At 70.2% G+C, this 24,015-nt stretch carries 25 protein-coding genes; 17 read left to right on the top strand and 8 right to left on the bottom strand.

Translation table 11 applies throughout. The features are described from left to right. The first annotated feature begins 8 nt into the window (after nucleotides 1-8). Nucleotides 9-1,019 (top strand): iron-containing redox enzyme family protein, encoded by a 1,011-nt coding sequence (locus ACZ3HL_RS29005; RefSeq protein ID WP_465534769.1) that lies wholly within the window; start codon nucleotides 9-11, stop codon nucleotides 1,017-1,019. Here the strand turns inward: ACZ3HL_RS29005 and ACZ3HL_RS29000 are convergent. Then, a complete protein-coding gene (locus ACZ3HL_RS29000; RefSeq protein ID WP_465417833.1) occupies nucleotides 987-1,202 on the bottom strand; it encodes a CDGSH iron-sulfur domain-containing protein in 216 nt (71 codons plus the stop codon). The genes ACZ3HL_RS29005 and ACZ3HL_RS29000 overlap by 33 nt on opposite strands. Continuing rightward, complete coding sequence (locus tag ACZ3HL_RS28995; protein ID WP_465417836.1) at nucleotides 1,186-1,878, bottom strand: methyltransferase; 693 nt, start codon at nucleotides 1,876-1,878, stop codon at nucleotides 1,186-1,188. The genes ACZ3HL_RS29000 and ACZ3HL_RS28995 overlap by 17 nt, the downstream gene beginning before the upstream one ends. A gap of 357 nt (nucleotides 1,879-2,235) precedes the next feature. Between ACZ3HL_RS28995 and ACZ3HL_RS28990 the strand changes: the two genes are divergently transcribed. From ACZ3HL_RS28990 to ACZ3HL_RS28980, 3 genes are read left to right on the top strand one after another with little or no spacing between them, the layout of a single operon-like run. After that, nucleotides 2,236-2,655: a DUF4383 domain-containing protein gene (locus ACZ3HL_RS28990; RefSeq protein WP_465534768.1), complete on the top strand. Its 420-nt coding sequence runs from the start codon at nucleotides 2,236-2,238 to the stop codon at nucleotides 2,653-2,655. 28 nt (nucleotides 2,656-2,683) lie between these two features. Next, nucleotides 2,684-3,649, top strand: a complete 966-nt coding sequence (locus ACZ3HL_RS28985) for a glycosyltransferase (RefSeq protein WP_465534767.1) — start codon at nucleotides 2,684-2,686, stop codon at nucleotides 3,647-3,649. Nucleotides 3,650-3,678: 29 nt separating this feature from the next. Beyond that, on the top strand, nucleotides 3,679-4,896 hold the full coding sequence (locus tag ACZ3HL_RS28980; RefSeq protein WP_465534766.1) for a glycosyltransferase: 1,218 nt from the start codon (nucleotides 3,679-3,681) through the stop codon (nucleotides 4,894-4,896). 280 nt (nucleotides 4,897-5,176) lie between these two features. Here the strand turns inward: ACZ3HL_RS28980 and ACZ3HL_RS28975 are convergent, their stop codons facing one another. From ACZ3HL_RS28975 to ACZ3HL_RS28965, 3 genes are read right to left on the bottom strand one after another with little or no spacing between them, the layout of a single operon-like run. After that, on the bottom strand, nucleotides 5,177-6,082 hold the full coding sequence (locus ACZ3HL_RS28975) for a glycosyltransferase family 2 protein (RefSeq protein ID WP_465534765.1): 906 nt from the start codon (nucleotides 6,080-6,082) through the stop codon (nucleotides 5,177-5,179). Next, nucleotides 6,072-6,944 (bottom strand): glycosyltransferase family 2 protein, encoded by an 873-nt coding sequence (locus tag ACZ3HL_RS28970; protein WP_465534764.1) that lies wholly within the window; start codon nucleotides 6,942-6,944, stop codon nucleotides 6,072-6,074. Before ACZ3HL_RS28970 ends, ACZ3HL_RS28975 begins: the two co-directional genes overlap by 11 nt. Further along, complete coding sequence (locus tag ACZ3HL_RS28965) at nucleotides 6,941-7,828, bottom strand: polysaccharide pyruvyl transferase family protein (RefSeq protein ID WP_465534763.1); 888 nt, start codon at nucleotides 7,826-7,828, stop codon at nucleotides 6,941-6,943. Before ACZ3HL_RS28965 ends, ACZ3HL_RS28970 begins: the two co-directional genes overlap by 4 nt. Before the next feature lie 70 nt (nucleotides 7,829-7,898). Here ACZ3HL_RS28965 and ACZ3HL_RS28960 point away from each other — a divergent pair, with 70 nt between their 5' ends. The 11 genes from ACZ3HL_RS28960 (at nucleotide 7,899) to ACZ3HL_RS28910 (ending at nucleotide 18,015) form a co-directional block, all read left to right on the top strand. After that, complete coding sequence (locus tag ACZ3HL_RS28960; protein WP_465534762.1) at nucleotides 7,899-8,849, top strand: NAD-dependent epimerase/dehydratase family protein; 951 nt, start codon at nucleotides 7,899-7,901, stop codon at nucleotides 8,847-8,849. 264 nt (nucleotides 8,850-9,113) lie between these two features. After that, on the top strand, nucleotides 9,114-10,736 hold the full coding sequence (locus ACZ3HL_RS28955; RefSeq protein WP_465534761.1) for a carbamoyltransferase family protein: 1,623 nt from the start codon (nucleotides 9,114-9,116) through the stop codon (nucleotides 10,734-10,736). 15 nt (nucleotides 10,737-10,751) lie between these two features. Beyond that, nucleotides 10,752-11,315, top strand: a complete 564-nt coding sequence (locus ACZ3HL_RS28950; protein WP_465534760.1) for a D-sedoheptulose-7-phosphate isomerase — start codon at nucleotides 10,752-10,754, stop codon at nucleotides 11,313-11,315. Beyond that, a complete protein-coding gene (locus ACZ3HL_RS28945; RefSeq protein ID WP_465534759.1) occupies nucleotides 11,312-12,670 on the top strand; it encodes a PfkB family carbohydrate kinase in 1,359 nt (452 codons plus the stop codon). The genes ACZ3HL_RS28950 and ACZ3HL_RS28945 overlap by 4 nt, the downstream gene beginning before the upstream one ends. Continuing rightward, entirely contained in the window at nucleotides 12,670-13,356 is a 687-nt protein-coding gene (locus ACZ3HL_RS28940) for an SDR family oxidoreductase (RefSeq protein WP_465534908.1), read from the top strand. Before ACZ3HL_RS28945 ends, ACZ3HL_RS28940 begins: the two co-directional genes overlap by 1 nt. After that, nucleotides 13,353-14,291, top strand: coding sequence for a glycosyltransferase family 9 protein (locus ACZ3HL_RS28935; protein WP_465534758.1), 939 nt, complete (start codon nucleotides 13,353-13,355; stop codon nucleotides 14,289-14,291). The genes ACZ3HL_RS28940 and ACZ3HL_RS28935 overlap by 4 nt, the downstream gene beginning before the upstream one ends. Continuing rightward, nucleotides 14,284-15,591 carry a UDP-glucose dehydrogenase family protein gene (locus ACZ3HL_RS28930; protein WP_465534757.1) on the top strand — a complete coding sequence of 436 codons (1,308 nt, stop codon included), beginning with the start codon at nucleotides 14,284-14,286 and terminating at the stop codon, nucleotides 15,589-15,591. Before ACZ3HL_RS28935 ends, ACZ3HL_RS28930 begins: the two co-directional genes overlap by 8 nt. After that, nucleotides 15,588-16,199 (top strand): flavodoxin family protein, encoded by a 612-nt coding sequence (locus ACZ3HL_RS28925; protein WP_465534756.1) that lies wholly within the window; start codon nucleotides 15,588-15,590, stop codon nucleotides 16,197-16,199. Before ACZ3HL_RS28930 ends, ACZ3HL_RS28925 begins: the two co-directional genes overlap by 4 nt. Before the next feature lie 36 nt (nucleotides 16,200-16,235). Beyond that, nucleotides 16,236-16,616: a hypothetical protein gene (locus ACZ3HL_RS28920; protein WP_465534755.1), complete on the top strand. Its 381-nt coding sequence runs from the start codon at nucleotides 16,236-16,238 to the stop codon at nucleotides 16,614-16,616. A gap of 95 nt (nucleotides 16,617-16,711) precedes the next feature. Then, entirely contained in the window at nucleotides 16,712-17,389 is a 678-nt protein-coding gene (locus tag ACZ3HL_RS28915) for a DUF6766 family protein (RefSeq protein WP_465534754.1), read from the top strand. Between the two features lie 62 nt (nucleotides 17,390-17,451). Further along, entirely contained in the window at nucleotides 17,452-18,015 is a 564-nt protein-coding gene (locus ACZ3HL_RS28910; protein WP_465534753.1) for a hemerythrin domain-containing protein, read from the top strand. Between the two features lie 313 nt (nucleotides 18,016-18,328). Here the strand turns inward: ACZ3HL_RS28910 and ACZ3HL_RS28905 are convergent, their stop codons facing one another. From ACZ3HL_RS28905 to ACZ3HL_RS28895, 3 genes are all read right to left on the bottom strand, one after another. Next, the gene (locus ACZ3HL_RS28905) at nucleotides 18,329-19,162 is read right to left on the bottom strand and encodes a bifunctional 5,10-methylenetetrahydrofolate dehydrogenase/5,10-methenyltetrahydrofolate cyclohydrolase (RefSeq protein ID WP_465534752.1); all 834 of its coding nucleotides are present in this window, start codon (nucleotides 19,160-19,162) and stop codon (nucleotides 18,329-18,331) included. Next, nucleotides 19,159-19,782, bottom strand: a complete 624-nt coding sequence (locus ACZ3HL_RS28900; protein ID WP_465534751.1) for a cyclodeaminase/cyclohydrolase family protein — start codon at nucleotides 19,780-19,782, stop codon at nucleotides 19,159-19,161. Before ACZ3HL_RS28900 ends, ACZ3HL_RS28905 begins: the two co-directional genes overlap by 4 nt. 121 nt (nucleotides 19,783-19,903) lie before the next feature. Beyond that, on the bottom strand, nucleotides 19,904-20,728 hold the full coding sequence (locus tag ACZ3HL_RS28895; protein WP_465411413.1) for a peptidoglycan-binding protein: 825 nt from the start codon (nucleotides 20,726-20,728) through the stop codon (nucleotides 19,904-19,906). A gap of 170 nt (nucleotides 20,729-20,898) precedes the next feature. Between ACZ3HL_RS28895 and ACZ3HL_RS28890 the strand changes: the two genes are divergently transcribed. Together ACZ3HL_RS28890 and ACZ3HL_RS28885 are read left to right on the top strand one after the other, a co-directional pair. After that, nucleotides 20,899-21,354, top strand: a complete 456-nt coding sequence (locus ACZ3HL_RS28890; protein ID WP_378439293.1) for a hypothetical protein — start codon at nucleotides 20,899-20,901, stop codon at nucleotides 21,352-21,354. A gap of 189 nt (nucleotides 21,355-21,543) precedes the next feature. Continuing rightward, nucleotides 21,544-23,877, top strand: a complete 2,334-nt coding sequence (locus ACZ3HL_RS28885; protein WP_465534750.1) for a chitobiase/beta-hexosaminidase C-terminal domain-containing protein — start codon at nucleotides 21,544-21,546, stop codon at nucleotides 23,875-23,877. The last annotated feature ends 138 nt before the right edge of the window (nucleotides 23,878-24,015 follow it).

Raw genomic sequence — 24,015 nt, 5'->3', positions numbered from 1 at the left:
CCCGGGGCATGACGACGATCGACCGTGAGGTGGCCGCGAGGCTGCCCGAGATCCGCGGCCCGCTCTCGGCCGCCGTGGTGGACACCCTGGCAGGCGGACGCCGCGACGACTTCGACCTCGAGGCGGCGACCGAGGCCGACCCGTTCGGTGAAGACCTGCAGTTGGCGCTGCACGTCTGCTACGAGCTGCACTATCAGGGCTTCGACGGCGTCGACTCCGAATGGGAGTGGGACTCCCGCCTGCTCGGTTTCCGGTCCGTTCTGGAGCACGCGTTCCTGGACGGGATCCGCGCCGCCGTGCCCGGCGGGGACGACGTCCGCGGGCTGCTGGACGAGTTGCTCGTCGAACCGGCCGACGGGGGCGGCGTTTCCCATTTCCTGCGGGACGAGGGCGAATGGTGGCACGTCGAGGAGTACTTCGCGCATCGGTCGATCTACCACCTCAAGGAGGCCGATCCCCACGCGTGGGTGATCCCCCGGCTGCGGGGCAGGGCCAAGGCGGCACTGGTCGCCGTGGAGTTCGACGAGTTCGGCGGCGGGCGGGCCGACCAGGCGCATTCCCGCCTGTTCGCGGATCTGCTCACCGCGGCGGGCCTGTCGTCCGGCTACCTCGCCTACCTCGACCACGTCCCGGCCACCATGCTCGCGACGGTGAACATGATGTCGCTGTTCGGCCTGCACCGGAGCCTGCGCGGCGCGCTCGTCGGGCATTTCGCCGCCGCCGAGATCACCACCGCGCCCGCCGCCAGGCGCATGGACCAGGCACTGGAACGCCTCGGCGGCCCCGCCGAATGCCGGTACTTCTACACCGAGCACATCGAGGCCGACGCGGTGCACGAACAGGTGCTGCGGCACGACGTCGTCGGCGACCTGCTCGACCGGGAGCCGGAGCTGGCCGCGGACATCGCGCTGGGCATCCAGGCCACCGACCTGCTGGAGGGCCGGCTGACCGAGCACCTGCTTGGCGCCTGGTCAGCCGGGGAGAGCTCACTCCTCAGGCCGCTGCACCCCTTGCCGTGAACGGCGGCGATGGCTGGTGTCGCAGAACGGGTAGCGCTTGCTGCGGCGGCAGGCGCAGAGGGCGACCACGAAGCGATCCGAGGTCACCGTCTCGCCGTCTTCGGTGACGATCTCGACCGGCCCCTCCACCAGGAGGGGCCCGCCGGGTTCGATCCGGACCCTGGTCTCACGGCCGGTCGGCACGGATCACCACCAGTTCCTCGTGCCGCTGCCCGGCGCCGATCAGGCCCGCCGCTTCGAGGAAGGCCGCCCGCGCCCGCATGACGGGTCCGAACGGGATCGACCGGGTGGCGACCACCGCAGGCGTCATTCCCGCCGCGCGCAACTGCTCCAGCGACTTGTCCGGGCCGGCGACCGCGGAGTGGACCATCATCAGATAGCCGCCCGGCGCCACCAGGGACGCCGCCCCGGCGCACACCTGGTCGAGCACGATCCGGCCGTCCGGCCCGGCGTCCCACGCCCGTGCGGCCCCGGCCGCGGGAACCGGGGACGGCACGTACGGCGGGTTCGCCAGCACTACGTCGAACGGCCCACCGCGCGCCGCTTCGGCCAAGCTGCCCCGAAGCGGCCGGACCGGGAGCCGGCGCAACCGCGAATTGACCCAGACCGCGGCCAGGGCCCGCCGGGAGATGTCCACCGCCGTCACCGACCCCGCGCCGTGGGCCGCGGCCGCCAGCGCGAGGGCGCCGGTCCCGGTGCAGAGGTCGAGAACTCTTGCCCCGGCCGGCATTCCCGACTTGCTCAACACGCTCGCCAGCAGCCAGGTGTCGTGTTGCGGGCGGTACACCCCTGGCGGCCGCAGCAGCCGGGGGCGCGCCGGGGTGAGTGGAATCGCTGCTGCGTTGGAGATCGCGGTCATGTCCCCTCCGGGTTCGCCGATGTTGCTCCCGGCTACCCCGGTCGTGTGGTGCCAAACGTCCACAATGGCCTGCGATCCGAGGGTTGGCCGCGCCCGGAAGGGGGTAGCCGCAAGGACAAGCGACCGAAGGAGGCCCAGATGGAGAAGAAGGCCGACCCCGGCGAGAAACGGGACGAGGAAGAACGCGAAGAGGTGCGCGGGGAGCAGGGCACCTCGTCCGGTGACCCCCACGACGACACCGACCCGCAATCCGGCTGAGCCAGCGCGCGGAACTCCCCCGGCTCGCCCGGCCTGGGGAGTTTCACGACGTCTCCACGGGGTATCCGACGGGTTCGCGGCGAAACGGAGGCGTTTCCGATGAACCTGCGTACGACAGGCTTCCTTCTGCGACCGGTGGTGCTGGTGATCGCACTGGTCCATCTCGTGCTGGGGGTACTCGGCTTCTTCTTCCTCCCCGAGGCGAACCAGGCCGGCGGGAACACGGTGTGGATCTTCAGCGCGACCGGGATGCTCGACGTCATCCGAACCGTGCTCGGGGTACTCGGCCTGGTCGCGTTCTTCAAACCGTCCGCGATCCCGGCCTACTGCTGGCTGGCTTTCGTGGCGTTCGCGGGGCTGACCGCGTTCGGCGTGCTCTCGGCGGGGACGGACATGTCCGGTGACGCCGTCAATCTCAACTGGGCCGACAACACCCTCCACGCGCTGACCGCGCTCGCGACCCTCGTGGTGGGTATCGCCGCCACTCGGAAGCAAAGTAAGCCAAGGGAAAACGTTTAGTCCGTCCACAACGGGCAACTTGGCGGGTATGACGAAACCGGCCCCGCTCCGGATCCTCCTGTGGCACGTTCACGGATCCTGGACCGAATCCTTCGTGCAGGGCGGCCATCGCTACCACCTGCCGCTGCTCGACGAGGGCGGGCCGTGGGGACGCGGACTCAGCGGCCGTGAGTGGCCCGCCGCCGAAGAGGTCCCGGTCGACGAACTGAAAGACCTCGACATCGACGTCGTCGTTCTCCAACGGCCTGAGGAGATCCACCTGGCCGCGCGGTGGCTGCGCCGCCGCCCCGGCAGGGAAGTGCCCGCCGTCTACGTCGAGCACAACACACCCCGGGAGCACGCGGCCACGACCCGGCATCCGCTGTCCGACCGGGGCGACATCCCGCTGGTCCATGTCACCCACTTCAACGAACTGATGTGGGACTCCGGCCTCGCGCCCACCGTGGTCGTCCCGCACGGGATCCCCGATCCGGGCGAGCGCTACACCGGTGAACTCCCCCACGGCGCCGCCCTGATCAACGAACCGGCGAGACGCGGGCGGATCACCGGAACCGATCTACTGCCCGCTTTCGCGGAGATCGCGCCGGTCGACGTGTTCGGGATCGGCAGCGAAGAGCTGGAGGGCCGACACGCCGCGGTGCGTCCCGGCGGCGACCTGCGCACCCGGGACCTGCACGCCGAGGTCGCCCGGCGCCGCGTCTACCTGCACACCGCCCGGTGGACGTCGCTGGGGCTCTCGTTGCTCGAAGCGATGCACCTCGGCATGCCGGTCGTCGCACTCGCGACCACCGAAGCCGTACTCGCGATCCCGCCCGACGCCGGCGCCGTCTCGACGGACATCGACGTGCTGGCGCGGGCCTACCGCGCATTGATCCATGAACCCGATTTCGCCGTACTGGCGGGGAAGACCGCGCGCGAGTTCGCTTTGAGCCATTACGGGCTCGACGCGTTCCTCGCCCGCTGGGACGCCGTGCTGACCGAGGTGACCGCTTGACCACGCCGACCGCGGCGGGAAGGAGCCCGATGAGGATCGCGATGGTTTCCGAGCACGCCAGCCCGCTCGCCGCCCTCGGCGGAGCGGACGCCGGTGGCCAGAACGTCCACGTCGCCGAGCTCTCCGCCGCGCTGAGCAGGCAGGGCCACGACGTCACCGTCTACACGCGCCGCGAGAACCGGCGCGTCGCCGCGACGGTCGAGACGCCGGACGGCTACCACGTCGTCCATGTCCCGGCGGGCCCGGCGAGAAAGCTGTCGAAGGACGAGCTGCTGCCGCATATGGGAGAGTTCGGCCGGGTGCTGCGCTCGCGCTGGGCCAAGGACCGGCCGGACGTCGTCCACGCGCATTTCTGGATGTCCGGCCTGGCTTCGATCCTCGCGGCGAAGGATCTCGGCATCCCGGTGACCCAGACCTTTCACGCGCTGGGCGTGGTGAAACGACGCTATCAAGGGAAAAAGGACACGAGCCCGCCCGAGCGGATCCGGCTCGAGCGAATGATCGCCAAACAGGCGGACCGGGTGATCGCGACGTGCTCGGACGAGGTCTTCGAACTCGTGCGGATGGGCCTGCCGCGCTCACGGGCCTCGGTCGTCCCCTGCGGAGTAGACTTGACCGAGTTCACCCCGGACGGTGAGACCGCTCCCCGCACGGCCAGGCAGCGGATCGTCAGTGTCGGCAGGCTGGTGCCGCGCAAGGGTTTCGACCTCGCCATCGCCGCGCTGCCGTCGCTGCCGGACACGGAACTGGTCATCGCGGGAGGCCCGGACTCGGGCCCTCTCGCCGGGGCTCCCGAAGTGCGGCGACTCCAGGAAATCGCCGATCGGGCCGGCGTCGCCGACCGCGTCCACCTGGCGGGACTGGTGTCCCGTGAGAACATGCCCGCGCTCCTGCGCTCCGCCGACGCGGTGGTGTGCACGCCTTGGTACGAACCGTTCGGCATCGTGCCGCTGGAGGCGATGGCGTGCGGTGTCCCGGTCGTGGCGACCGCCGTCGGCGGGCTGACCGACACCGTCGTCGACGGCGTCACGGGTCTGCTGGTTCCGCCTCGCAGCCCGAGGGACTTGGCGGGAGCGCTGCGGCGGCTCCTCGGCGACGCTTCGGCGCGCGAGTCGTTCGGGATCGCCGGGACCGACCGGGTGCGGGCGCGGTACTCGTGGGACCGGGTGGCCGCGGACACCTTGCGCGCTTATGGGCGCGTTTCGAGCGGGGAGACGGAAGTGGCGACAGCCGCTTCGCCTTCCTGAGCGGCTTCACGTACGCGGGCCTCGTCCGGTGCGCATCTCTCCCCGCCCAGCCCCACGCGCGTTGCGAAAGCCACTTTCGCAACGTTGAAGGTTGCGAAAGTGGCTTTCGCAACACCCTGCGGAGAGGTGTGTGGAAATAAAGCCACTGAACATCCCTATTTCCACACACCGACCACGCTCGTTCACGATCGGACCTCCGTAGCGCGTCTCACAAAGCCCGATCCGGCGCGCATGTCGCGAAAGCCACTTTCGCAACCTCCTGAGCCCTCAAGACCCCGTCTCACCCCACATACCGTCGCGCGACCGAGTTCCGCTGCGACTCCTCCAGCAACACCAGCCCCCGCTCCACCGCATCCGGAACCACCGCGCGCTCACGCAGCACCCACGGGATCCCCCGCACCGCTTCCCCCACCGCCGCGAACGTCGCCCGATCGAAGGGCGCCGACCGCAGCACCGCGACCATCCGGCGCGCGATACTGCCGATCGGACGGCGCAACCACAACGTCCACAGGGTGTTCCGGATGCCCAGCTGCCGTCGCCGTCGCGGATCGCGGACGGCCGAGGGAGCGTGGTGGATCACCATCTCCTCGTCCCAGCACATCCACCAGCCGTTGGCGGCGAGGTCGAGGGCGAACAGCTCCTCCTCTCCCCCGAGCCACATCCGGTCGGAGAAGCCACCGACGTCGTGGAACGCGCGGACGCGGACGGCCGACAGGCCCGCCATGACGCCCAGCAGCGCCGGGCCGGGCAGCCAGTCCGGGCCGGGAACCGGGGAGTGCCGCAGTTCCGGGGTGATCGGGTCCTCGGTCAGCGCGGGCTCCACCAGGCACCGCCCGGTCACCACACCCAGTCCTGGGTGGACGTCGAGCTGCTCGATGGCGCGCCGCAGCGATCCCGGCTGCCAGCGGGTGTCGTCGTCGCAGAACGCCACATACGGCGTCTCCACCTCGCGGACGGCGAGATTGCGCGCGACGGCGCCGAGGTTCCGCGGTGAGCGGATCACCCGGATCGGCGGGAACCGGTCCTCGACGGCGTCCGCCGTGCCGTCGCCGGAAGCGTTGTCCACCACCACGATCGGCGCCGCGTCGGGCAGCGCGGTCATCGAGTCGAGGGTTTCCAGCAGCTGCGCGCGCCGGTTGTGCGTGATCACCACGACCGTGATCCGGCCGGTCACTTCATCCTCCATGGGCGTGTTCCAGAACGCGGATGCGGCGCTCCACCGAAGCGGGCAGCCGTTGCCGGTCGGCGAGCGCGCGGGGCAGCCGCCGGAGCACCCCGGCGAGCGCGCCGAGCACGTGTGGTTCCCGGGGAACCCTTGCCAGCGCACGGAATCCTTCGGCAAGACATCGGCGCACGGGCCGCCTCATCACCGTGATCAGCATCCGGTTGCGGAGTTCGGCGCGCTCACGCCACGACGGCGACGGCCGCACCGGCGACGGGTGGTGGTGCGCTCGCACGTCCTCCGCGTAGCAGAGCCACCAGCCGCGTGCCGCCAGATCGTAGGACAGCAGCCGCTCCTCGGCGCCGAAATGCAGCAGGGGGTGAAAACCGGCGGCCTGCAGATAGGCGGTCCGCCGGACGACCGCGGAGCAGGCGAGGAACCCGAGCACGGCCGGCCCGGGAAGCCCGTCGGGCCTGCCGAGGGGGCTGGCGGCCATCAACGAGACGACCGGGTCCTCGCGTTCTGCCTCCCCCACCAGGGTTTTCGCGGCGACCAGGCCGACGTCGTCGTGGGCGTCGAGGATGCGCTCGGCCTCGGCGAGCGCGTCCTCGGCCCACCAGGAATCGTCGTCACTGAAGGCGACATACGGCGTCCGCGCCACCGCGACCCCGAGATTCCGCGCGGACACACCGATGTTGCGCGGCAACCGGACGACGCGCACGCCAGGGAACGTGGCGGCCATGTCCGCCGTACCGTCGGACGATCCGTTGTCCACCACCACGATCGGCGGTGGCGGCCGCAACGCCGTCAGCCGCCGTAACGTCCGTTCCAGTTCGGGTGCCCGATCGCGGGTGGCGATCACCACCGTCGTCGCGGGCGCGCTCATCGCACCGGCCTGGTCTTGAGCGCCTTCACCATGTCCCGCACGAGCCCGTCGTCACCGGGCAGCGCGCGCAACGCGGCCACCGCCCGGCCCTGTACCGAAGAACACCAGCGCCACCATGAGTCGAGCACGTCACGGTCCCCCGCCTCCTCGGCCGGGACGAGGGCGGGCCAGCCGAGCGCGTCGGCCTGGGCGGTGACCTTGCCACCACCCTCGACGGGATCGATGGCCAGAGCGGGCACGCCTGTCTGAAGACTCAGGACCAGCCCGTGCAGCCGCGTCGTGACCACGACGTCGAGATGCGCCAGGATCGACGTGAACTGGTCCGGCGTCTCACAGCGTTCCCAATCCGAAGCCGCCAGCCGCGTGTCGAGCGGCACCCGGGCACAATCGACCCCGGAGATCCAGTCCGTCACGGAGTCATGCACCGCCGCGTGGCGGCTGGAGTCGCCGTATTCCCGCTGTTCCGGCGCCAGGATCACCCCCGTCACCAGCGCCGCGTCGGTCGGCACGCCGAGGGAGAGATCCGGTGTGCCGACGCCGTCCCGATCCCGCGCGAAGACCTCGTCGAAGCCCGTGACCGTGTCCTCCTCCGGGTCGATCACCGTGACCCCGACGGCGATCCGGTGGCAGTGGGCGAACCTCCGGTGCACCTCGCGCACCTGCCTACCGTGCGCGGGCCCGCAGACGAACACCACGTGGCTGTACCGTGCCGGATCCACCTCTTCGTAGTTCACGTCGCCCGGCCGGTACACCGGGCTCCACGCCAGATCGTGCGGGAGTCCCATGGTCGACAGCGCCTGGTCGACCCTGCGCATACTGAGAACGTCCCCTGCCGTCGCCTCGCCGTGCCGGAAACTCGCCCAGCCGATCACCAATGCACGCATATCCGAGGCGTACCCGGCCTCGCCGGATTCACACGGTTTTTCCGGCCCTCGCCGCGGGTAGCCAGTCGCCATGGACAGAGTGCTGGTGACCGGGGGCGCGGGTTTCGTCGGCTCGCATCTGTGCGAACGCTTGCTGGACGCGGGAACGGAGGTCGTCGCGGCCGACAATTTCGCCACGGCCGTCATGGCCAATGTGGCACATCTCCTCGACCGTCCGGGGTTCCGGCTCCTCTCCCGTGACGTCACCGGCCCGATGAGCGCGCCGGGTCCGTTCGACGCCGTCTTCCATCTGGCGTCCGCCGCCTCGCCCCGTGACTACTTCCGTCTTCCGCTCGAAACGCTGCGCGCGGGTTCGCACGGGACCGAGCGGGCGCTGGACATCGCCGAACGCGACGGCGCCCGATTCGTCCTCGCTTCGACGAGCGAGGTCTACGGCGACCCGCGGGAGCACCCGCAGCGCGAGGAATACTGGGGGCACGTGAACCCGGTCGGACCGCGCAGTGTCTACGACGAAGCCAAGCGGTACGCCGAAGCGCTCACTTCGGCCATGCGCCGGGAACGGGACGTGAACACCGGCATAGCGCGGATCTTCAACACCTACGGCCCGCGGATGCGCCCCGACGACGGCCGCATGATCCCGACGTTCATCGGCCAGGCGCTGGCGGGCGAACCGCTCACCGTCACCGGCACGGGCGACCAGACCCGTTCCCTGTGCTACGTCGACGACACGGTCCGCGGCCTGATCGCGCTGGCGGGTTCCGACGTGCCGGGCCCGGTGAATCTGGGCAATCCGCACGAACTCACCGTACTGCGGATCGCCGAGGAGGTCCTGGCGGTCACCGGCAGCGCGTCGCGGGTCGAGCACGTCGAAGCGGCGGTCGACGATCCGGCCCGCCGCTGCCCGGACATCTCCCGTGCCCGCCGGGAACTCGGCTGGGAGCCGGAAATCCCGCTGACGGAAGGGCTTCCGCGCACGGTCGCCTGGTTCGCGCGGCCGCGGTCCGGGAGCCTGAACCCGTAACTCACGTGATTGGAGCCGGAACACGCGTGCTTGAAGCCGGATCGGCTCTGATCACGCGAGTTACGGCTTCAATCACGTGAGTTCCGTGCCTGCGCACGCGAATGACGGATCGGAGCCCGGCCCCCGAATCTCCCGAGAGACGCTTCGCTCGGTAGCGACGTCCTGGGCTTTCGCGCCGCGTCGTTTATCGCCGACCGCACCGGGTAGCGCTACGGAGGTAAGCGCGGGTCACGGCCCGCGTTCCCCGACCGGAGAGGTGGCCCGGTGCGCATACTCGGTGTCAACGCCGTTTTCCACGACCCGGCCGCGGCCCTCGTGGTCGACGGCGAGATCGTGGCCGCGGCGGAGGAGGAACGGTTCAGCCGTCGCAAGCACGGCAAGCGGCCGGTGCCGTTCTCCGCTTGGGAACAGCCGGCCGAAGCCGCCGCGTGGTGCTTGGCGGAGGCGGGGATCTCCGCAGAGGATCTCGACGCCGTCGGCTATTCGTACGATCCGGCGCTCGTCGAGCCGGGTCTGGCGGGGCACGACGGTAAGAACGAATGTCTCCGCACCGACTTCGCCCGCCGGGCCCCCGCGTTCCTCAAGGCGGCCCTGCCGGGGCTGGATCCCGCGACCGTGCGGTTCGTCCGGCACCACGTCGCGCACGCCGCCTCGGCCGCGCTCGCCGCGCCGTTCGACGACTGCGCGGTACTGGTGGCCGACGGCCGCGGCGAGAGCACGTCCTTTCTCGCGGGCGAGTACCGCGACGGCAAGTTCGGGGAGATCGCCGAGCAACGGCTCCCCCATTCGCTCGGGCTGATGTACGAGGACCTGACCGAGCACCTCGGCTTCGCCCGCTCCAGCGACGAGTACAAGGTGATGGCGCTGGCCTCCTACGGGAAGCCCCGGTTCCTCGACCGGATCGCGGAAAGCGTGCACACCAACGGGATGGGTTTCCGCACCGGCGAGATCGACTGGGCCTCGTTCGCGCCCGCCGTCGAGCCGGGGCGGGAACCCGGTCAGGTCCACGCCGACCTGACCGCGAGCGTGCAGCGCTGCCTGGAGGACGTGCTGCTCGAACTCGCGGCCGAGATCCACGACCACACCGGGCACACCGACCTCGCGATGGCGGGCGGGATCGCGCTCAACTGCGTGGCCAACACCCGGCTCCACGCCGAGGGCCCGTTCGACCGGATCTGGGTCCAGCCCGCCGCCGGTGACGCCGGCACCGCACTCGGCGCGGCGCTGCAGCTCGCGGCCGACTTCGGCGAACGCGGTCGCCCGATGACCGGCGCGGACCTGGGCCGCGGCTGGACGGACGACCAGCTGGAGAACGCGCTCAAGACCGCGAACGTGCGCTACGAACGGCCGGACGACGTCGCCGAGGCCGTGGCTGAAGCGCTGGCGGAAAATCGGATCGTGGCCTGGTTCCAGGGCCGGTCCGAATTCGGCCCGCGCGCGCTCGGCCACCGTTCGCTGCTCGCGCATCCCGGCCACGAGGCCAATCTGGAGCGGCTGAACGACGTGAAGGGCCGCGAACAGTTCCGTCCGGTGGCCCCCATGGTGCTCGCCGAACGCGCGGGCGAGATCTTCTCCCGCGGCCCGCTTCCCAGTCCGTACATGCTTTTCGTGCACGACGTCGCTCCACGATGGAGGGATCGCATTCCCGCCGTCACCCATGTCGACGGCACCGCCCGGGTCCAGACCGTCGACGCGGGCGAAGAGCCCCTCGTGGCGCGGATGCTCGGCGCGTTCGAACGGCGTACCGGCGTCCCAGCCGTGGTCAACACCAGCCTCAACACCGCGGGCAGGCCGATGGTCGATTCCCCGCGGGACGCGCTGGAGTGCTTCGGTTCGGCCCCCATCGACCTGCTCGCCCTCGGACCTTTCGTGGTCCGCCGTCCCTGACCCTGGAGGTGTGTCGTGATCGAAGAACACTTCGCAGCGTTGAGCGAGGCCGCCGGGAAGTCCGCTTCCTGGTCGCCGAAGATCCGTGACTGGGGTGACCGGCTGGCCACCGTGCTGTCCTCGGGCGGCCGGCTGCTCGCGTGCGGCAACGGCGGGAGCGCCGCGGAAGCGCAGCACCTCACCGGCGAACTGGTGGGCCGGTTCCGCAACGACCGGCAGCCGTTCTCGGCGATCGCCCTGCACGCGGACACCTCCGCCGTGACGGCCATCGTCAACGACTACGGCGAGCACGAGGTCTTCGCCCGGCAGGTGCGCGCGCACGGCCGCCCGGGCGACATCCTCGTCTGCCTGTCGACCAGCGGGGGAAGCCAGAACGTCGTCGCGGCAGCCAAGGCCGCGCACGAACTCGGCATCACCACCTGGGCGATCACCGGCCCCTCTCCCAACCCGCTCGCCGCGCTGTGCTCCGACGCGATCCCGGTGGAGGCTCCGTCGATGGCCACCGTGCAGGAGGTCCATCTCGCGCTGGTGCACGCCCTGTGCACCGCGTTCGACGACGCGCTCGGGGTGCCCACGTGAGGCCGCTGGTCGTCCTGGGCGACGCCCTGCTGGATGTCGACGTCGACGGCACGTCGGACCGGCTCTGCCCGGACGCGCCGGTCCCCGTGGTCGACCTCTCCCGCGAATGGCGGCGGCCGGGCGGCGCCGGGCTGGCCGCGCTGCTCGCGGCGCGGTCGACCGCCGAGGTCGTTCTCGTCGCCCCGCTGGGTGGCGACCAGGCGGGCCGGACCCTGTCCGGGCTCCTGGAGCGCGAGGTCCGGGTGGTGCCGATGCCGTTGTGCGGCACCACCGTCACCAAAACCCGCGTCCGCGCCGCCGGGCAGTCGCTCGTCCGCCTCGACAGCGGTGACGGGAGGGCGGAGTACTCGCCGCTCACCGCCGGCGTCCGTGCAGCACTGCGTTCGGCCGGGGCGATCCTCGTCGCCGACTACGGCCGCGGCGTCACCGGCCATCCGGAGGTCCGCAAGCTGCTCGCCGAACTGGCGGGCACGATCCCGGTCGTCTGGGATCCGCATCCCCGCGGATCGGAGCCCGTGCCGGGGATCCGGCTCGCCACCCCGAATCTCGCCGAAGCCGAGCAGCTCACCGAGACCCGCGCCGACGCCGAGGACCTGACGAAGCAGGTGTACTCGCTCTGGAAGGCCGAAGCGGTCTGCGTGACCACCGGCTCACAGGGCGCGGTGCTGACCGAGGGCGGTTCGTGCACGACGTTCCGGCCTCCGTCGGGCATCGCCGCCAAGGACACTTGCGGCGCGGGTGACCGCTTCGCGTCCGCGGTCACCGCCGCGCTGCTCGACGGGGCGTCCACCGCCGACGCGGTGGCCACCGGGGTCGAGACGGCGGCGCGGTTCGTCGCCACGGGTGGCGCCGCCACGTTGTCCACTGTGGACAACGAACCTCGCCCGGAGACCGCGCACCACGGTGCTTCGGCGTTCGACGTGGCCGCACGGGTCCGCGCACGAGGCGGCAGGCTCGTCGCCACCGGTGGCTGTTTCGACCTGCTGCACCCCGGTCACGCCAGCCTGCTCCGGCAGGCGCGCGCCTTGGGCGACGCCCTCGTCGTCTGCCTCAATTCCGACTCCTCCGTGCGCGGCCTGAAGGGTCCGGGACGGCCGATCGTGACCGCCCGGGACCGCGCCAGGCTGCTCACCGAGCTCGCTTCGGTCGACGCCGTCGTCGTGTTCGACGAACCCGATCCCGCCGCTGTGCTGGACCGCCTCCGCCCGGACGTCTGGGTCAAGGGCGGCGACTACGCGGACACGGAACTCCCCGAAAGCGCCGTCGTGCGCCGGCACGGCGGCGAGATCGTCCTGATCCCGACCATCCGCGGCTATTCCACCACCCGGCTGGTGGCCGCGGCGGAAGGAGCATGATGCGCCCTCTCGGCAACGTCCTGATCACCGGCGGCGCCTCCGGACTCGGTGCCGCGACCGTCGAAGCCGTCCGCGATGCGGGCGGTACACCTCTCGTCGTCGACCGCGCCGAGCCGGCGGGCGACTTCGCGTTCGTCCAGGCCGACCTGGCCGATTCCGCCGCGGCCGCGCGCGCCGTGGACGAGCTCGCCGAACGGGCGGGCGGGATCGACGGCGTCTTCACCGCGGCGGGGACCGACGCGTGCGGCGCGCTCGACGAAGTGTCCACAGAGGACTGGGAACGCGTGGTCCGGGTCAACCTGCTCGGCACGGCGGCGGTCGTCCGCGCGGCGCTACCCCATCTGCGGCTGAGCCACGGCACGGTGGTGACCTGCGCGTCGACGCTCGGACTGCGGGTGGCCGGCGACGCGAGCGCCTACTGCGCCTCGAAATTCGGCGTCGTCGGCTTCACCAGGGCACTCGCCATGGAACTGGCCGGCCGGGTCGGGGTGACGCTGCTCGTCCCCGGTGGCATGCACACGGCGTTCTTCGACGACCGGGCCGAGCAGTACAAGCCGCCGCCGGACGCGAAACTCAACCAGCCCGAGCACGTCGCGGCTTCGGTGGTGTTCGCCCTCTCCCAGCCGCCCGGCTGCGAGGTCCGCGAACTCGTGGTGTGCGCTTCGGAAGAGGGGTCCTGGCCGTGACCGGTGGAATCCTCGCGCTGCGTGCCCTCGGTCTGGGTGATCTGCTCACCGCGGTTCCCGCGCTGCGGGCACTGCGCCGCGCCTTCGACGGCGAGCGCCTGGTGCTCGCCGCGCCCGAGAACCTGCGCGACATCGTCGAACTGATCGACGCCGTGGACGAGTTGCTCCCGACGGCCGGGCTCGGTGAGCTGTCCTGGCCCGGTGAGCCGCCGCGGCTCGCGGTCAACCTGCACGGACGCGGCCCGGAGAGCATCCACGACCTGCTCGCCCAGGATCCCCTGGAGCTGATCACGCACCGGCATCCGGACTTCCCCGGTGTCGACGGCCCGGAGTGGGCCGCCGAGACGCACGAAGTCGACCGCTGGTGCCGCCTGCTCGAGGCCGCCCGCATCCCGGCCGACCGCACCGATCTCGCGTTGCCGCCGCCTCCCGGTCCCAGCCCGGCGGCGGGCGCGGTGGTGATCCATCCCGGCGCAGCGTCCGCCGCCCGGCGCTGGCCACCGGACCGGTACGCGCGGGTGGCGCGGGCTCTCTCCGGCAGTCACCGGGTGGTCGTCACGGGCAGCGCGCGGGAAACGCCGCTCGTCCGCGAGGTCGCCGAGGCGGCCGGTCTTCCCGGCGAGGCGGTGCTCGCCGGAGGCGGTCTCGCCGAACTGGCCGCGACGGTGGCCGAAGCCCGGCTGGTGATCTGCGGTGACACCGGCGCCGGGCATCTCGCCACCGCGTACGGGACGCCGTCGGTCCTGCTGTTCGGGCCGACCCCGCCGCGGCTCTGGGGCCCGCCTCCCGAGGCCCGGCGGCATACGGTCCTCTGGGTGGGCGACGTCGGCGATCCGCACGGCGAAGCCCCGGATCCGGGGCTGCTGCTGTTACGCGAAGAGCGCGTGCTCGCCGCGGCCGAAGACCTGCTGGCGACGAGCGCTTCCCGTGAGTGAGCGGGTGGGGGTGATCGGCGCCGGCTATGTCGGGCTCACGAGCGCGGCGTGCTTCACGCAGCTGGGGCATCAGGTGGTCTGCGCCGACAACGATGAGTCCAAAGTGGACGCGCTCCGGCGCGGCGAGGTCACGATCGTCGAGCCGGGGCTCACGGAACTCGTCCGGGACGGCCTCGGCTGTGGACGGCTCCGGTTCACCACCGAGCCGCGGGAGCTGTCCGATGTGGACTTCGTACTGCTCTGCCTGCCCACTCCGGAAGGCAAGGACGGCGCCGCCGACGTCCAGGTGCTGGACGAGGTGGTGGCCACGCTCCCCGGCCTGCTGCGGCCCGGCTGTGTCGTCGTCACCAAGTCCACCGTCCCGGTCGGCACCGGGAGCCGGCTGGCGGAGCGGCTCGGGCCGGATCTGCCGGTGGTGAGCAATCCCGAGTTCCTCCGCGAGGGGCACGCCGTCGAGGACTTCCTGCGACCCGACCGGATCGTCCTCGGCTCGGCGCCGGAGAACCGGGCGCCCGCCGAACGGGTGGCCGCGTTGTACGGCGAGACCGGCGCGCCGGTTCGGTTCACCGATCCGGCCAGCGCCGAGCTCGCGAAGTACGCCAGCAACGCGTTCCTGGCGCTGAAAGTGTCCTATGTGAACGTCCTCGCCGAACTCTGCGAGCACTACGGCGCCGACATCCGTGACGTCGGGCGGCTCATGGGGCTCGATTCCCGGATCGGCCCCGCCTTCCTCGTGCCCGGCCCCGGCTGGGGTGGCTCGTGCCTGCCCAAGGACACCGCCGCGCTGCTGCGGACCGCCGAGCACGCCGGCGTCGACTTCGGCATCCTGCGGGACGCCATGAAAGCCAACGCGCGGCAGCGGGCGGCCGTCGTGCGGAAGATCCGGCTCGCGATCACCGGTGTTTCGGACGGCTCGCTCTCGGGCATCCGTATCGGGTTGCTCGGACTGGCGTTCAAGGCGGGGACCGGGGATCTGCGCGAGTCCCCCGCGCTCGCGGTCGCGCGGGAGCTCGCTAGGAGCGGCGCGGTGCTCACCGCGTACGACCCCGGCGTCGAGGCCGTCGAACCGGACATCGTCCAGGTCGTCGACGACCCGTACCTGGTCGCGAAGGACGCGGCGGCGCTGGTCGTGCTCACCGAGTGGCCCGAGTTCCGCGAGCTCGACTGGGAACGGCTCGCCGCCGCCACCGAACGGGCCGTCGTCGTCGACGCCAGGAATCTCCTGGACCCGGCGACCATCGGCGAGGCGGGCTTCACCCATACGGGGCTCGGTACCGATCCGAACAGGAGGACAGGATGACCCAGCCGTTGAAGGCCCTCGCACTGGTGTGCTCGCTCAAACCGTCCCCCGCACCGTCGAGCAGCGCGCTGATCGCCCAGCAGCTGCTCGACGAGCTGGCCCGGCACGGAGCCACCGGTGAACTCGTGCGGGTGGTCGACCACGACGTCAAACCCGGCGTGGAAGGTGACATGGGCGACGGCGACGCCTGGCCGGAGCTTCGCCGGAAGATCGCCGCGGCCGACATCCTGCTGATCTCGACACCGACCTGGGTCGGCCACATGTCCAGTGTGGCGCAGCGCGTCCTGGAACGCCTCGACGCCGAACTGTCCGAAACGGACGACGAGGGCAGGCCCGCGATGTACGGCAAGGTCGGCGTCACCGCCGTCGTCGGCAACGAGGACGGGGCGCACAAGATCACCGCCGACCTGTTCCAGGCCCTCGACGACGTCGGTTTCACCGTGCCCGCCCAGGGCGGGACCTATTGGAACGGCGAGGCGATGAAAGGCGGTGACTACAACGATCTCGACGAAACGCCCGAAGCGGTCGCCTCGACCAACGCGACCCTCGCGCGCAACGCCGTCCACTTGGCGAATCTGCTGCGGGAGAAGCAGTACCCCGCGCCCTGAGGTGTGAACGAGAGTGGGAACGGGTACCACGCTCTCGTGATCGTCAAAACGCTGGCGTTCGGTGTTTGCCTGCTGCTCGCCGGCTGCGCCGGAGCGAGCGGGCAGGAACCGGTGAAAGAAGCCGCCGGGCGATTCCTCGGCGCGCTCGCGTCGGGTGATCATCGCTCGGCTTGTGCCCTGCTGGCGCCACGAGCACGGGAATCCTGGGCGCCGGAGAGCTGCGAACGCGGCCTCGCGGGCGCCGACGTCCCGGAAGGAACGCCCGAAACGGTCTCGATCTGGAGCGAAGAAGCCCAGGTGAAGACCGCCCGTGAGACGCTCTTCCTGCACGAATCGTCCGCCGGCTGGGTGATCACGGGCGCGGGCTGCCGCCACCGGAACGAACAGGTCTACGACTGCGCGGTGGGTGGACCGTGAAAACGCGCCCGGTGTTCACCGTCTACCTCGTCTTCGTCGTGGCCGTCCTCGGCTATTGCGTCCTACTCGGCCTGCTCCACCGGTGAAGGAGGCGGATGATGCGGCGCTTTCTCCGGGACAACGCCCTCTCGCTGGCGTTCGGGCTGCTGTTCCTGCTGAGCCTCGCGGGACAGGCGTTCGCGGGGCTCGCCGATTACAACGACAAACGGCTCAGCCACGCGGCCGAACCGATCGGCCTGCTCGACTATCTGACGTCCGCGGACTTCGCCGTGGACGTCGCCGAAAACTGGCAATCCGAGTACCTCCAGTTCTTCCTGTACGTGTTCGCGACCGTATGGCTGCTGCAACGCGGCTCCCCCGAATCGAAACCGGCCGACCGGGTCGGCCTGGAAACGGACGAGGAGCAGCAGATCGGCCCGCATTCGACGGCCGATTCGCCGAACTGGGCGCGGGCGGGCGGCTGGCGCACGGGAATCTTCTCGATGTCACTCGGATTGGTGATGCTCGGGCTTTTCCTGCTGTCCTGGCTGGCGCAGTCCGTGGCCGGGATGAGCGCCTACAACGCCGAGCAGCTCACCGAATTCGGTGATCCGGAGTCGTGGTTCGGTTATCTGATGTCGTCGGACTTCTGGAACCGCAGCCTGCAGAACTGGCAGTCGGAATTCCTCGCAATCGGCTCGATGGCGGTGTTCAGCGTGTACCTGCGCCAGCGCGGCTCCCCGGAATCCAAACCCGTGGGCGCGCCGCATCACGCCACCGACGAATCCGGGTGATTGAACCGCGGGGAACGGGTATCCGTGCGGCGTCGGACTGACGACGACGGACAGGAGTGTCCATGACCACCACCACGCACCAAGACCTCGTCTCGGTGATCACCGAGGACCACCGCGCCTTCGAACGGATCTTCAAGGAACTCGAGTCCGGCAAGGGCGGTGATCGGCATCGCAAGGACCTCGCGGACCACGTGATCGCCGAACTCGTGCGGCATTCGATCGCCGAAGAGCAGCACATGTACCCCGCCGCGCGGAAGCACCTTCCGGACGGCGACGAGGTCGCCGACCACGAGATCGAGGAGCACGCCGAAGCCGAACGCGTGATGAGCGAGCTCATCGGCCTGGAACCGTCGGACAAGCGCTTCGACGAACTGGTCGCCAAGCTGATCGAGGACGTCCGGCACCACATCGAAGAGGAGGAAAGCGACCTGCTGCCGAAACTGCAGGCGGCCTGCTCGCCGGAAGACCTGCGGGAGCTGGGCGAGAAAGTGTTGCGGGCCAAGGAGATCGCCCCGACGCGGCCGCATCCCGCCGCCCCGGACCGGCCGCCGGCGAACCGGATCCTGGCGCCGGGAACGGCGTTCATCGACAAGATCCGGGACGCGCTGACGGACCGCGCCACCTGAGCCTTCTGTGGCGTTCTGTCCGTGAAGGCCTCCTTGAGCGACTCTGGGTCCCTCAAGGAGGCCTTCACGGACTGGGGCGGGGCGTCTCTCGGTTCGGTTGGGGAAGCGTGCCGCGAAAGTACCTTTCGCGACAGCATTTCCGCGGCCTCCGGCGCGCCACCCTTCGCAGGACGTCTCCCGGCTCCACGGACGTTGCGAAAGCCACTTTCGCAACACTGAAGGTTGCGAAAGTGGCTTTCGCAACACGTCGAGCTCGCCCTGGCAAAGGAAAAAGCGGCGAGTCCACAGTGGACTCGCCGCCTCTCGTCGTGGATCAGGACCGCGCGGCGGTGACGGTGTGCCGCAGCAGCAACGACGTCGTGACCGGGCCGACGCCACCAGGGACCGGCGTGATCGACCCCGCGATCTCCTCGACCGCGGCCTGGTCGACGTCGCCGACGAGCCCGCCTTCGGGAGTCGGGTTCGTGCCGACGTCGATCACCACGGCACCGGGCTTGACGTGGTCGGCGCCGATGAAGTGCGCCCGGCCGACGGCGACGACCAGGACGTCCGCGGTCCTGGTGACCGCCGCGAGATCCTTGGTGCGGGAGTGGCAGACGGTGACCGTCGCGTGCTCGCCGAGCAGCAGCAGCGCGGCGGGCTTGCCGACGATGGTCGAGCGGCCCACGACGGTGACCTGGGCACCCGACAGGGCGACCTGCTCGCGCTTCAGGATTTCCAGCACCGCGGCGGCAGTCGCGGGCGCGTAGGTCGGGAGGCCCGCGGTGAGACGGCCGAGGCTGACCGGGTTGGCGCCGTCGACGTCCTTGCGGGGGTCGATGTGCGCGCCGACGTCGTCGAGTGTGACGCCTTCGGGCAGCGGGGTCTGGCAGATGATGCCGTGGACCGACGGGTCCGCGGACAGCTTGTCGAGTTCGCGGGTCACATCCTCGCCGGTCGGCTTTTCGAGCTGGACCACGCGGCAGTCGACGCCGACCTTCTTCGCGGCGCGCTCGATCGAGCGGACGTACCAGGCGGTGGCGTCGTCATCGGTCGGCACGAGCACGGCGAGCGTCGGAGCGGTGCCCGATTCGCGAAGCTTGGCGGCGGTCTCGGTGACCTCGGCGGTGATGGCGGCGGCGATCGCGCGCCCGTCGATCAGGGTCATCGGGCGAGCCTTTCGCGAACCTGGGCGATCAGGGCGTCGGCGCGCCCGGCGGCGGGGGTGTACTCGGTGAGGCGGGCCTCGGTCTCCTTGCGGAGCTGCTCGTCCGCCATGGACGCGAGGTTGACCTCGACGTTGACCACACCGGATTCGAGCGCGGATTTGGCGGACGAAGCCGCGACCGCGATGTCGGAGATGACGTTGGTGTTGGCGCCTTCGAGGATCGAGGCGGCGACGTCGACGACCTCGGCGGCGAGGGCGGCCGTGCGCAGTGGGACCTCGGCGGCGCCGACCAGCGCGGCCTGGATCGCGGCGGTGCGCGCCTGCTTCTCCTCGTCGGTGGCCTTGGGGAGCTTGTACGCGGCGACCACGGCGTCGAACGCGGCGGCGTCGTCGGCGGCGAGGCCGAGAGCGCGCGCACGGAGGTCTTCGGCCTTGGCCAGTGCCTCGGTCATGGTGGCCTCGTGCTCGGCGTACTTCGGCTTGCCGATGGTCAGGTTGCACACCATGGAGACCAGGGCGGCACCGACCGCGGCGTTCATCGCGGCACCCGCGCCGCCACCGGGCGTCGAGGCCTTCGATGCCAGCTCGTCGAGCCATTGACCGACCGGTTGAGCCTCCACGCGATGTTCCCTTCCCGCTGGTTTTGCCGTCGCGCCGAAGCCTACCCGGGGGTTCCCGGACAGCCCGAAGGCCACCTTCGCGACGATCTACGTCGGCGAAGGTGGCCTTCGGCCGGCGGGGTCAGGACCGCTGGTACTCCTCCCAAGTGAGCTTCGGCGTGACGACGGGGCCGTCGTCGGAACCGCGGCCGGCGAGGCCGTTGTAGCCGAGGTAGTAGTCACCGGCCTGGTGCTGCGCGCCCGACGACAGGTCCGGATCGGACAGTGCGATGGCGTGGATGTGGTAGGCGAAACCCTGCGCCGGGGTCCGGACCCAAGCCGCGAAGCCCACCTGACGCAGCTTCCGGGCGACGTCGGTCCGCGTGGTCGAGGACATGCCCTCGACGCCGATGTCGAGCGCGCCGCCACCGTCGTGCGTCCCGGCCGAAGCGCCGACGCCGCCGGGGTTGTAGGAGCCCTGCGTGATGGTGAGCTGCCTGCCGAGCAGCCCCTCGGCCTTCACCAGCATCGCCTTGGTCCGCGTGTTCATCGTCTTGCCGTGGTAGGTCAGGCGGCTACCCGCCGAGACCACCGCGGTGACGGTGTAGCGGCCCTCGCCCAGCTTCTCGAGCGACGTCTTGCCCGGCAGGCCGGAGGCGTCGATCCCGGTGTAGCCCAGCGACTTCTGGTAGCTGGAGTACGCCGTGATGGTCGACGTCCCGAAATGGCCGTCGACGTACTGCTGGGCGAGCAGTCCCTTGGCGGCCAGCGCTTGCTCCACCAGCACCACACTGTCCTTGGCCCCGGGGGTCAGCGCGCTGTCGGCCCGGCGCGGGTCGATCTGCGCGGCCTTGAGCACCGCTTCCATGCTGGCCGCGGGCAACGCGGTCACTTCGGCGCCGGCCGGTGCGGCCACGCCGAGGGAGAGCGCGGTCGCTGTCGCGAGCACGGCTACCTTGGTCAACAATTCCTGCCTCCTGAACGGATTCGGTTGTCCGGTCAGCATGGGCAGCGTGAATACAAGGGCCGTACAAACGAACCTTTCTCAGGTCCTTGTCGCCCGGTCGGGTGTCACTCCGGCGAAATCGGAAGCGAGCTGATAAGACTTCCAGTGGACGCCGAAAGGTCGAGACCCACATGGTGCTACGGACTCAGCCACCCTCAAGGGCTCATCTCAGACTGCTCGCGGCGGCGGACTCGGCCCCGCCGGCGCGACGCCGGGACCGGTACGGCGAGATCCCCGACCGGCGGCTCGCCGCGATCCTGGCCGCGGAGGACGTGGCCGAGGAGCACGGGCTGAGCGCGCACGTCCGGACGACGTGTTACGTCCACCGCGGCTGGGTGCATCAGTGCATCTCCGATCCGATGCACGTCCTGGTCGTCACCGGGCATCGCTGGTGCCGCCGCTGCGATCGCACGGTCGAAGTCCGGGTCGACGAGACCTTTCCCGGCTCGGTCGAGCTCTTCTGCGACGGCTGCGGTGTACCGCCGGACACCGTCGCGAACCGCGAGGTCCTCCTGGCCTGCCGGACCAGCCTGAGCGCCATGCACGGCGGGGAAGCGTCGACGCTCTACGTCGTCCCAGACCGCTGACCAGCGCCCGATCGCACCGCGCGAGGACGCCGAACGGCCGTATCGCCCTGCGCTGTCCGGCGCACTCAGTGGTTTGGACCACCACTGTTACCGAAGCGTGATCTGGACATATCGCACGGACGGCTACTTTGTTGTGGCGCGCAACGAATTGCTTCGCCCGTGGATTTCCAACGCCGGAGGTGTCACGACGTGAACCGGATCCTTGTGCGGTCCCCACGACGGAAAGGGGTGCGCGGCGTGCTCGCCGCCGGCCTTTCCGCGCTCCTGATCACGGCCGGGCTTGGCGGTGCCACCGCCGCGGCCGCCGACTACAGTCAGAGTGCCGCCTCCTTGAACTCGAGTCAGGCGCAGTTCTCCTTCACGCCGTCGACGCCGGCGCGGTACGTCGACATCCACTACACCGGTGTCCCGGGGGTGGGGCAGCAGAACGTCCGCATGACCGAAAACGGTGGCACGTGGCGGCACACCGTCGGCTCGCTGTCGGCGGGCACGGTGCTCGACTACTGGTTCACCTACGAGAAGAGCGGACCGCAGTACGACACCCCGCACTTCACGTACACCCACGGTGGCGGCGGTACGACCGTCGCCTCGCCGACGTTCGATCCACCGGGTGGCAGCTATCCGAGCGCCCGCTCGGTGACGTTGTCGAGCGCGACCGCGGGCGCGACCATCCGGTACACAGTGGACGGATCCACGCCGACCGCGTCGTCCACTGTGTACACCGGCCCGATCACGGTCTCCGCCACCTCGACGATCTCCGCGATCGCGCTGAAGTCCGGTTCGGCGAACTCCCCGGTGGCCTCGGCGAGCTACACGATCGGATCGACGCAGGCGACGTGTCCGGCGCAGGCCGAGGTCCCGGACTTCGGCCCGAACGTGCGGATCTTCGACCCCGGCATGCCGGCGTCGTCGATCCAGGCCAAACTCGACGCGGACTTCAACGCGCAGAAGGACACGCTGACCGCGCAGTTCACCGAGCGCCGGTACGCGCACCTGTTCAAGCCCGGCGTGTACAACGGCATCCACGACAACGTCGGCTACTACACCTCCGTCGCGGGGCTCGGGCAGAACCCGGGCGACGTCGTGATCAACGGCGACGTGACCGTCGACGCGTTCAACGAGTCGGACAAGGGGGTGGCGCTGCAGAACTTCTGGCGCTCGGCGGAGAACCTGGCCGTCGTCCCGAGCAGCGGATCGACCCGCTGGGCCGTCGCGCAGGCCGCGCCGTTCCGCCGGATGGACATCCGCGGCGGGCTCCAGCTCTACCCGGCCAGCTACGGGTTCGCCAGTGGTGGCTACACCGCCGACAGCAAGGTGTCCGGGCAGACCGCGTCGATCTCGCAACAGCAGTGGTACACCCGGGACAGCAGCTACGGCAGCTGGGACGGCGGTGTCTGGAACATGGTCTTCTCGGGGACGAGTGGCGCTCCCGCGAACACCTTCCCGAATCCGCCGGAGACGACGCTCGGCACCACGCCGGTGTCCCGTGACGTCCCGTATCTGTACCTCGACGGCTCCGGCAAGTATCGCGTGTTCCTGCCTTCCTTGCGCACCAACGCTTCCGGCCCCAGCTGGGCCAACGGCGGCACCCCGGGCAGCTCGCTCCCGATGAGCCAGTTCTACGTGGTGAAGGCGGAGGACACGGCGTCGTCGATCAACACCGCGCTCTCCCAGGGCTGCAACCTGTTCTTCACTCCGGGCGTCTACCACCTGAACCAGACGCTCAACGTGACGAAGGCGAACACCGTCGTCCTCGGCGTCGGCTATCCGACACTGGTGCCGGACAACGGCGTCGACGCGATGAAGGTCGCCGACGTGGACGGCGTCCGGATCAAGGGGCTCCTGTTCGACGCCGGGACGACCAACTCGCAGTCGCTGCTCACGGTCGGGCAGGCGGGCTCGACGGCGAACCACTCCGCGAACCCGACGACGCTGCAGGACGTGTTCTTCCGGATCGGCGGCCAGATCGCGGGGAGGGCGACGAACAGCCTGATCGTCAACAGCCGTGACACGATCATCGACCACATCTGGGCGTGGCGGGCCGACCACGGCAACGCGGGAACCTACGGCTGGACGATCAACACCGGTGACACCGGCGTGGTCGTCAACGGCGACAACGTGCTGGCCACGGGGCTGTTCGTCGAGCATTACCAGAAGTACCAGGTCATCTGGAACGGCCAGAACGGCAGGACGATCTTCTTCCAGAACGAGATCCCGTACGACGTCCCGGATCAGGCGGGCTGGAAGAGTCCCAACGGGCTCAACGGGTACGCCGCGTACAAGGTGGGGGACAACGTGACCTCCCACGAGGCATGGGGTCTGGGCAGCTACTGCTTCTTCAACGACAATCCGTCGGTGAACCTGTACCACGCGTTCGAGGTGCCGAACCGCTCCGGCGTCCGGTTCCACAACATGGTGACGGTGTCGTTGAACTACAAGGGAACCATCACGCACGTGATCAACGACGCCGGGGCGGTGACGCCACCGGACACACGGCCGAGCAACCTGGTGAGCTACCCGTAGTGTCCGTCGCCCCGCACTTTGTTCATGAAGGATTTGGGACATCGAGGGTCCCAAATCCTTCATGAACGAGCCTGTGTCAGCGGCTCATCACGGTCGTGCAGGTCGGCAAGACGGAGACAGCCTGCCGTATAACGACCT

Source organism: Amycolatopsis sp. NPDC000009 (assembly GCF_055563465.1).
This window is presented reverse-complemented; position numbering and strand designations above follow the sequence as displayed.

Excerpts from the sequence above, each read along its gene's own strand:
- ACZ3HL_RS28915 (WP_465534754.1), top strand. The coding sequence starts at position 16,712 with ATGATGCGGCGCTTTCTCCGGGACAACGCCCTCTCGCTGGCGTTCGGG.
- ACZ3HL_RS28940 (WP_465534908.1), top strand. The coding sequence starts at position 12,670 with ATGCGCCCTCTCGGCAACGTCCTGATCACCGGCGGCGCCTCCGGACTC.
- ACZ3HL_RS28890 (WP_378439293.1), top strand. The coding sequence starts at position 20,899 with ATGGTGCTACGGACTCAGCCACCCTCAAGGGCTCATCTCAGACTGCTC.
- ACZ3HL_RS28980 (WP_465534766.1), top strand. The coding sequence starts at position 3,679 with ATGAGGATCGCGATGGTTTCCGAGCACGCCAGCCCGCTCGCCGCCCTC.
- ACZ3HL_RS28970 (WP_465534764.1), bottom strand. The coding sequence starts at position 6,944 with ATGAGCGCGCCCGCGACGACGGTGGTGATCGCCACCCGCGATCGGGCA.
- ACZ3HL_RS28985 (WP_465534767.1), top strand. The coding sequence starts at position 2,684 with ATGACGAAACCGGCCCCGCTCCGGATCCTCCTGTGGCACGTTCACGGA.
- ACZ3HL_RS28960 (WP_465534762.1), top strand. The coding sequence starts at position 7,899 with ATGGACAGAGTGCTGGTGACCGGGGGCGCGGGTTTCGTCGGCTCGCAT.
- ACZ3HL_RS28965 (WP_465534763.1), bottom strand. The coding sequence starts at position 7,828 with ATGCGTGCATTGGTGATCGGCTGGGCGAGTTTCCGGCACGGCGAGGCG.
- ACZ3HL_RS28910 (WP_465534753.1), top strand. The coding sequence starts at position 17,452 with ATGACCACCACCACGCACCAAGACCTCGTCTCGGTGATCACCGAGGAC.
- ACZ3HL_RS28975 (WP_465534765.1), bottom strand. The coding sequence starts at position 6,082 with ATGGAGGATGAAGTGACCGGCCGGATCACGGTCGTGGTGATCACGCAC.
- ACZ3HL_RS28925 (WP_465534756.1), top strand. The coding sequence starts at position 15,588 with ATGACCCAGCCGTTGAAGGCCCTCGCACTGGTGTGCTCGCTCAAACCG.
- ACZ3HL_RS28995 (WP_465417836.1), bottom strand. The coding sequence starts at position 1,878 with ATGACCGCGATCTCCAACGCAGCAGCGATTCCACTCACCCCGGCGCGC.
- ACZ3HL_RS28905 (WP_465534752.1), bottom strand. The coding sequence starts at position 19,162 with ATGACCCTGATCGACGGGCGCGCGATCGCCGCCGCCATCACCGCCGAG.
- ACZ3HL_RS28990 (WP_465534768.1), top strand. The coding sequence starts at position 2,236 with ATGAACCTGCGTACGACAGGCTTCCTTCTGCGACCGGTGGTGCTGGTG.
- ACZ3HL_RS29005 (WP_465534769.1), top strand. The coding sequence starts at position 9 with ATGACGACGATCGACCGTGAGGTGGCCGCGAGGCTGCCCGAGATCCGC.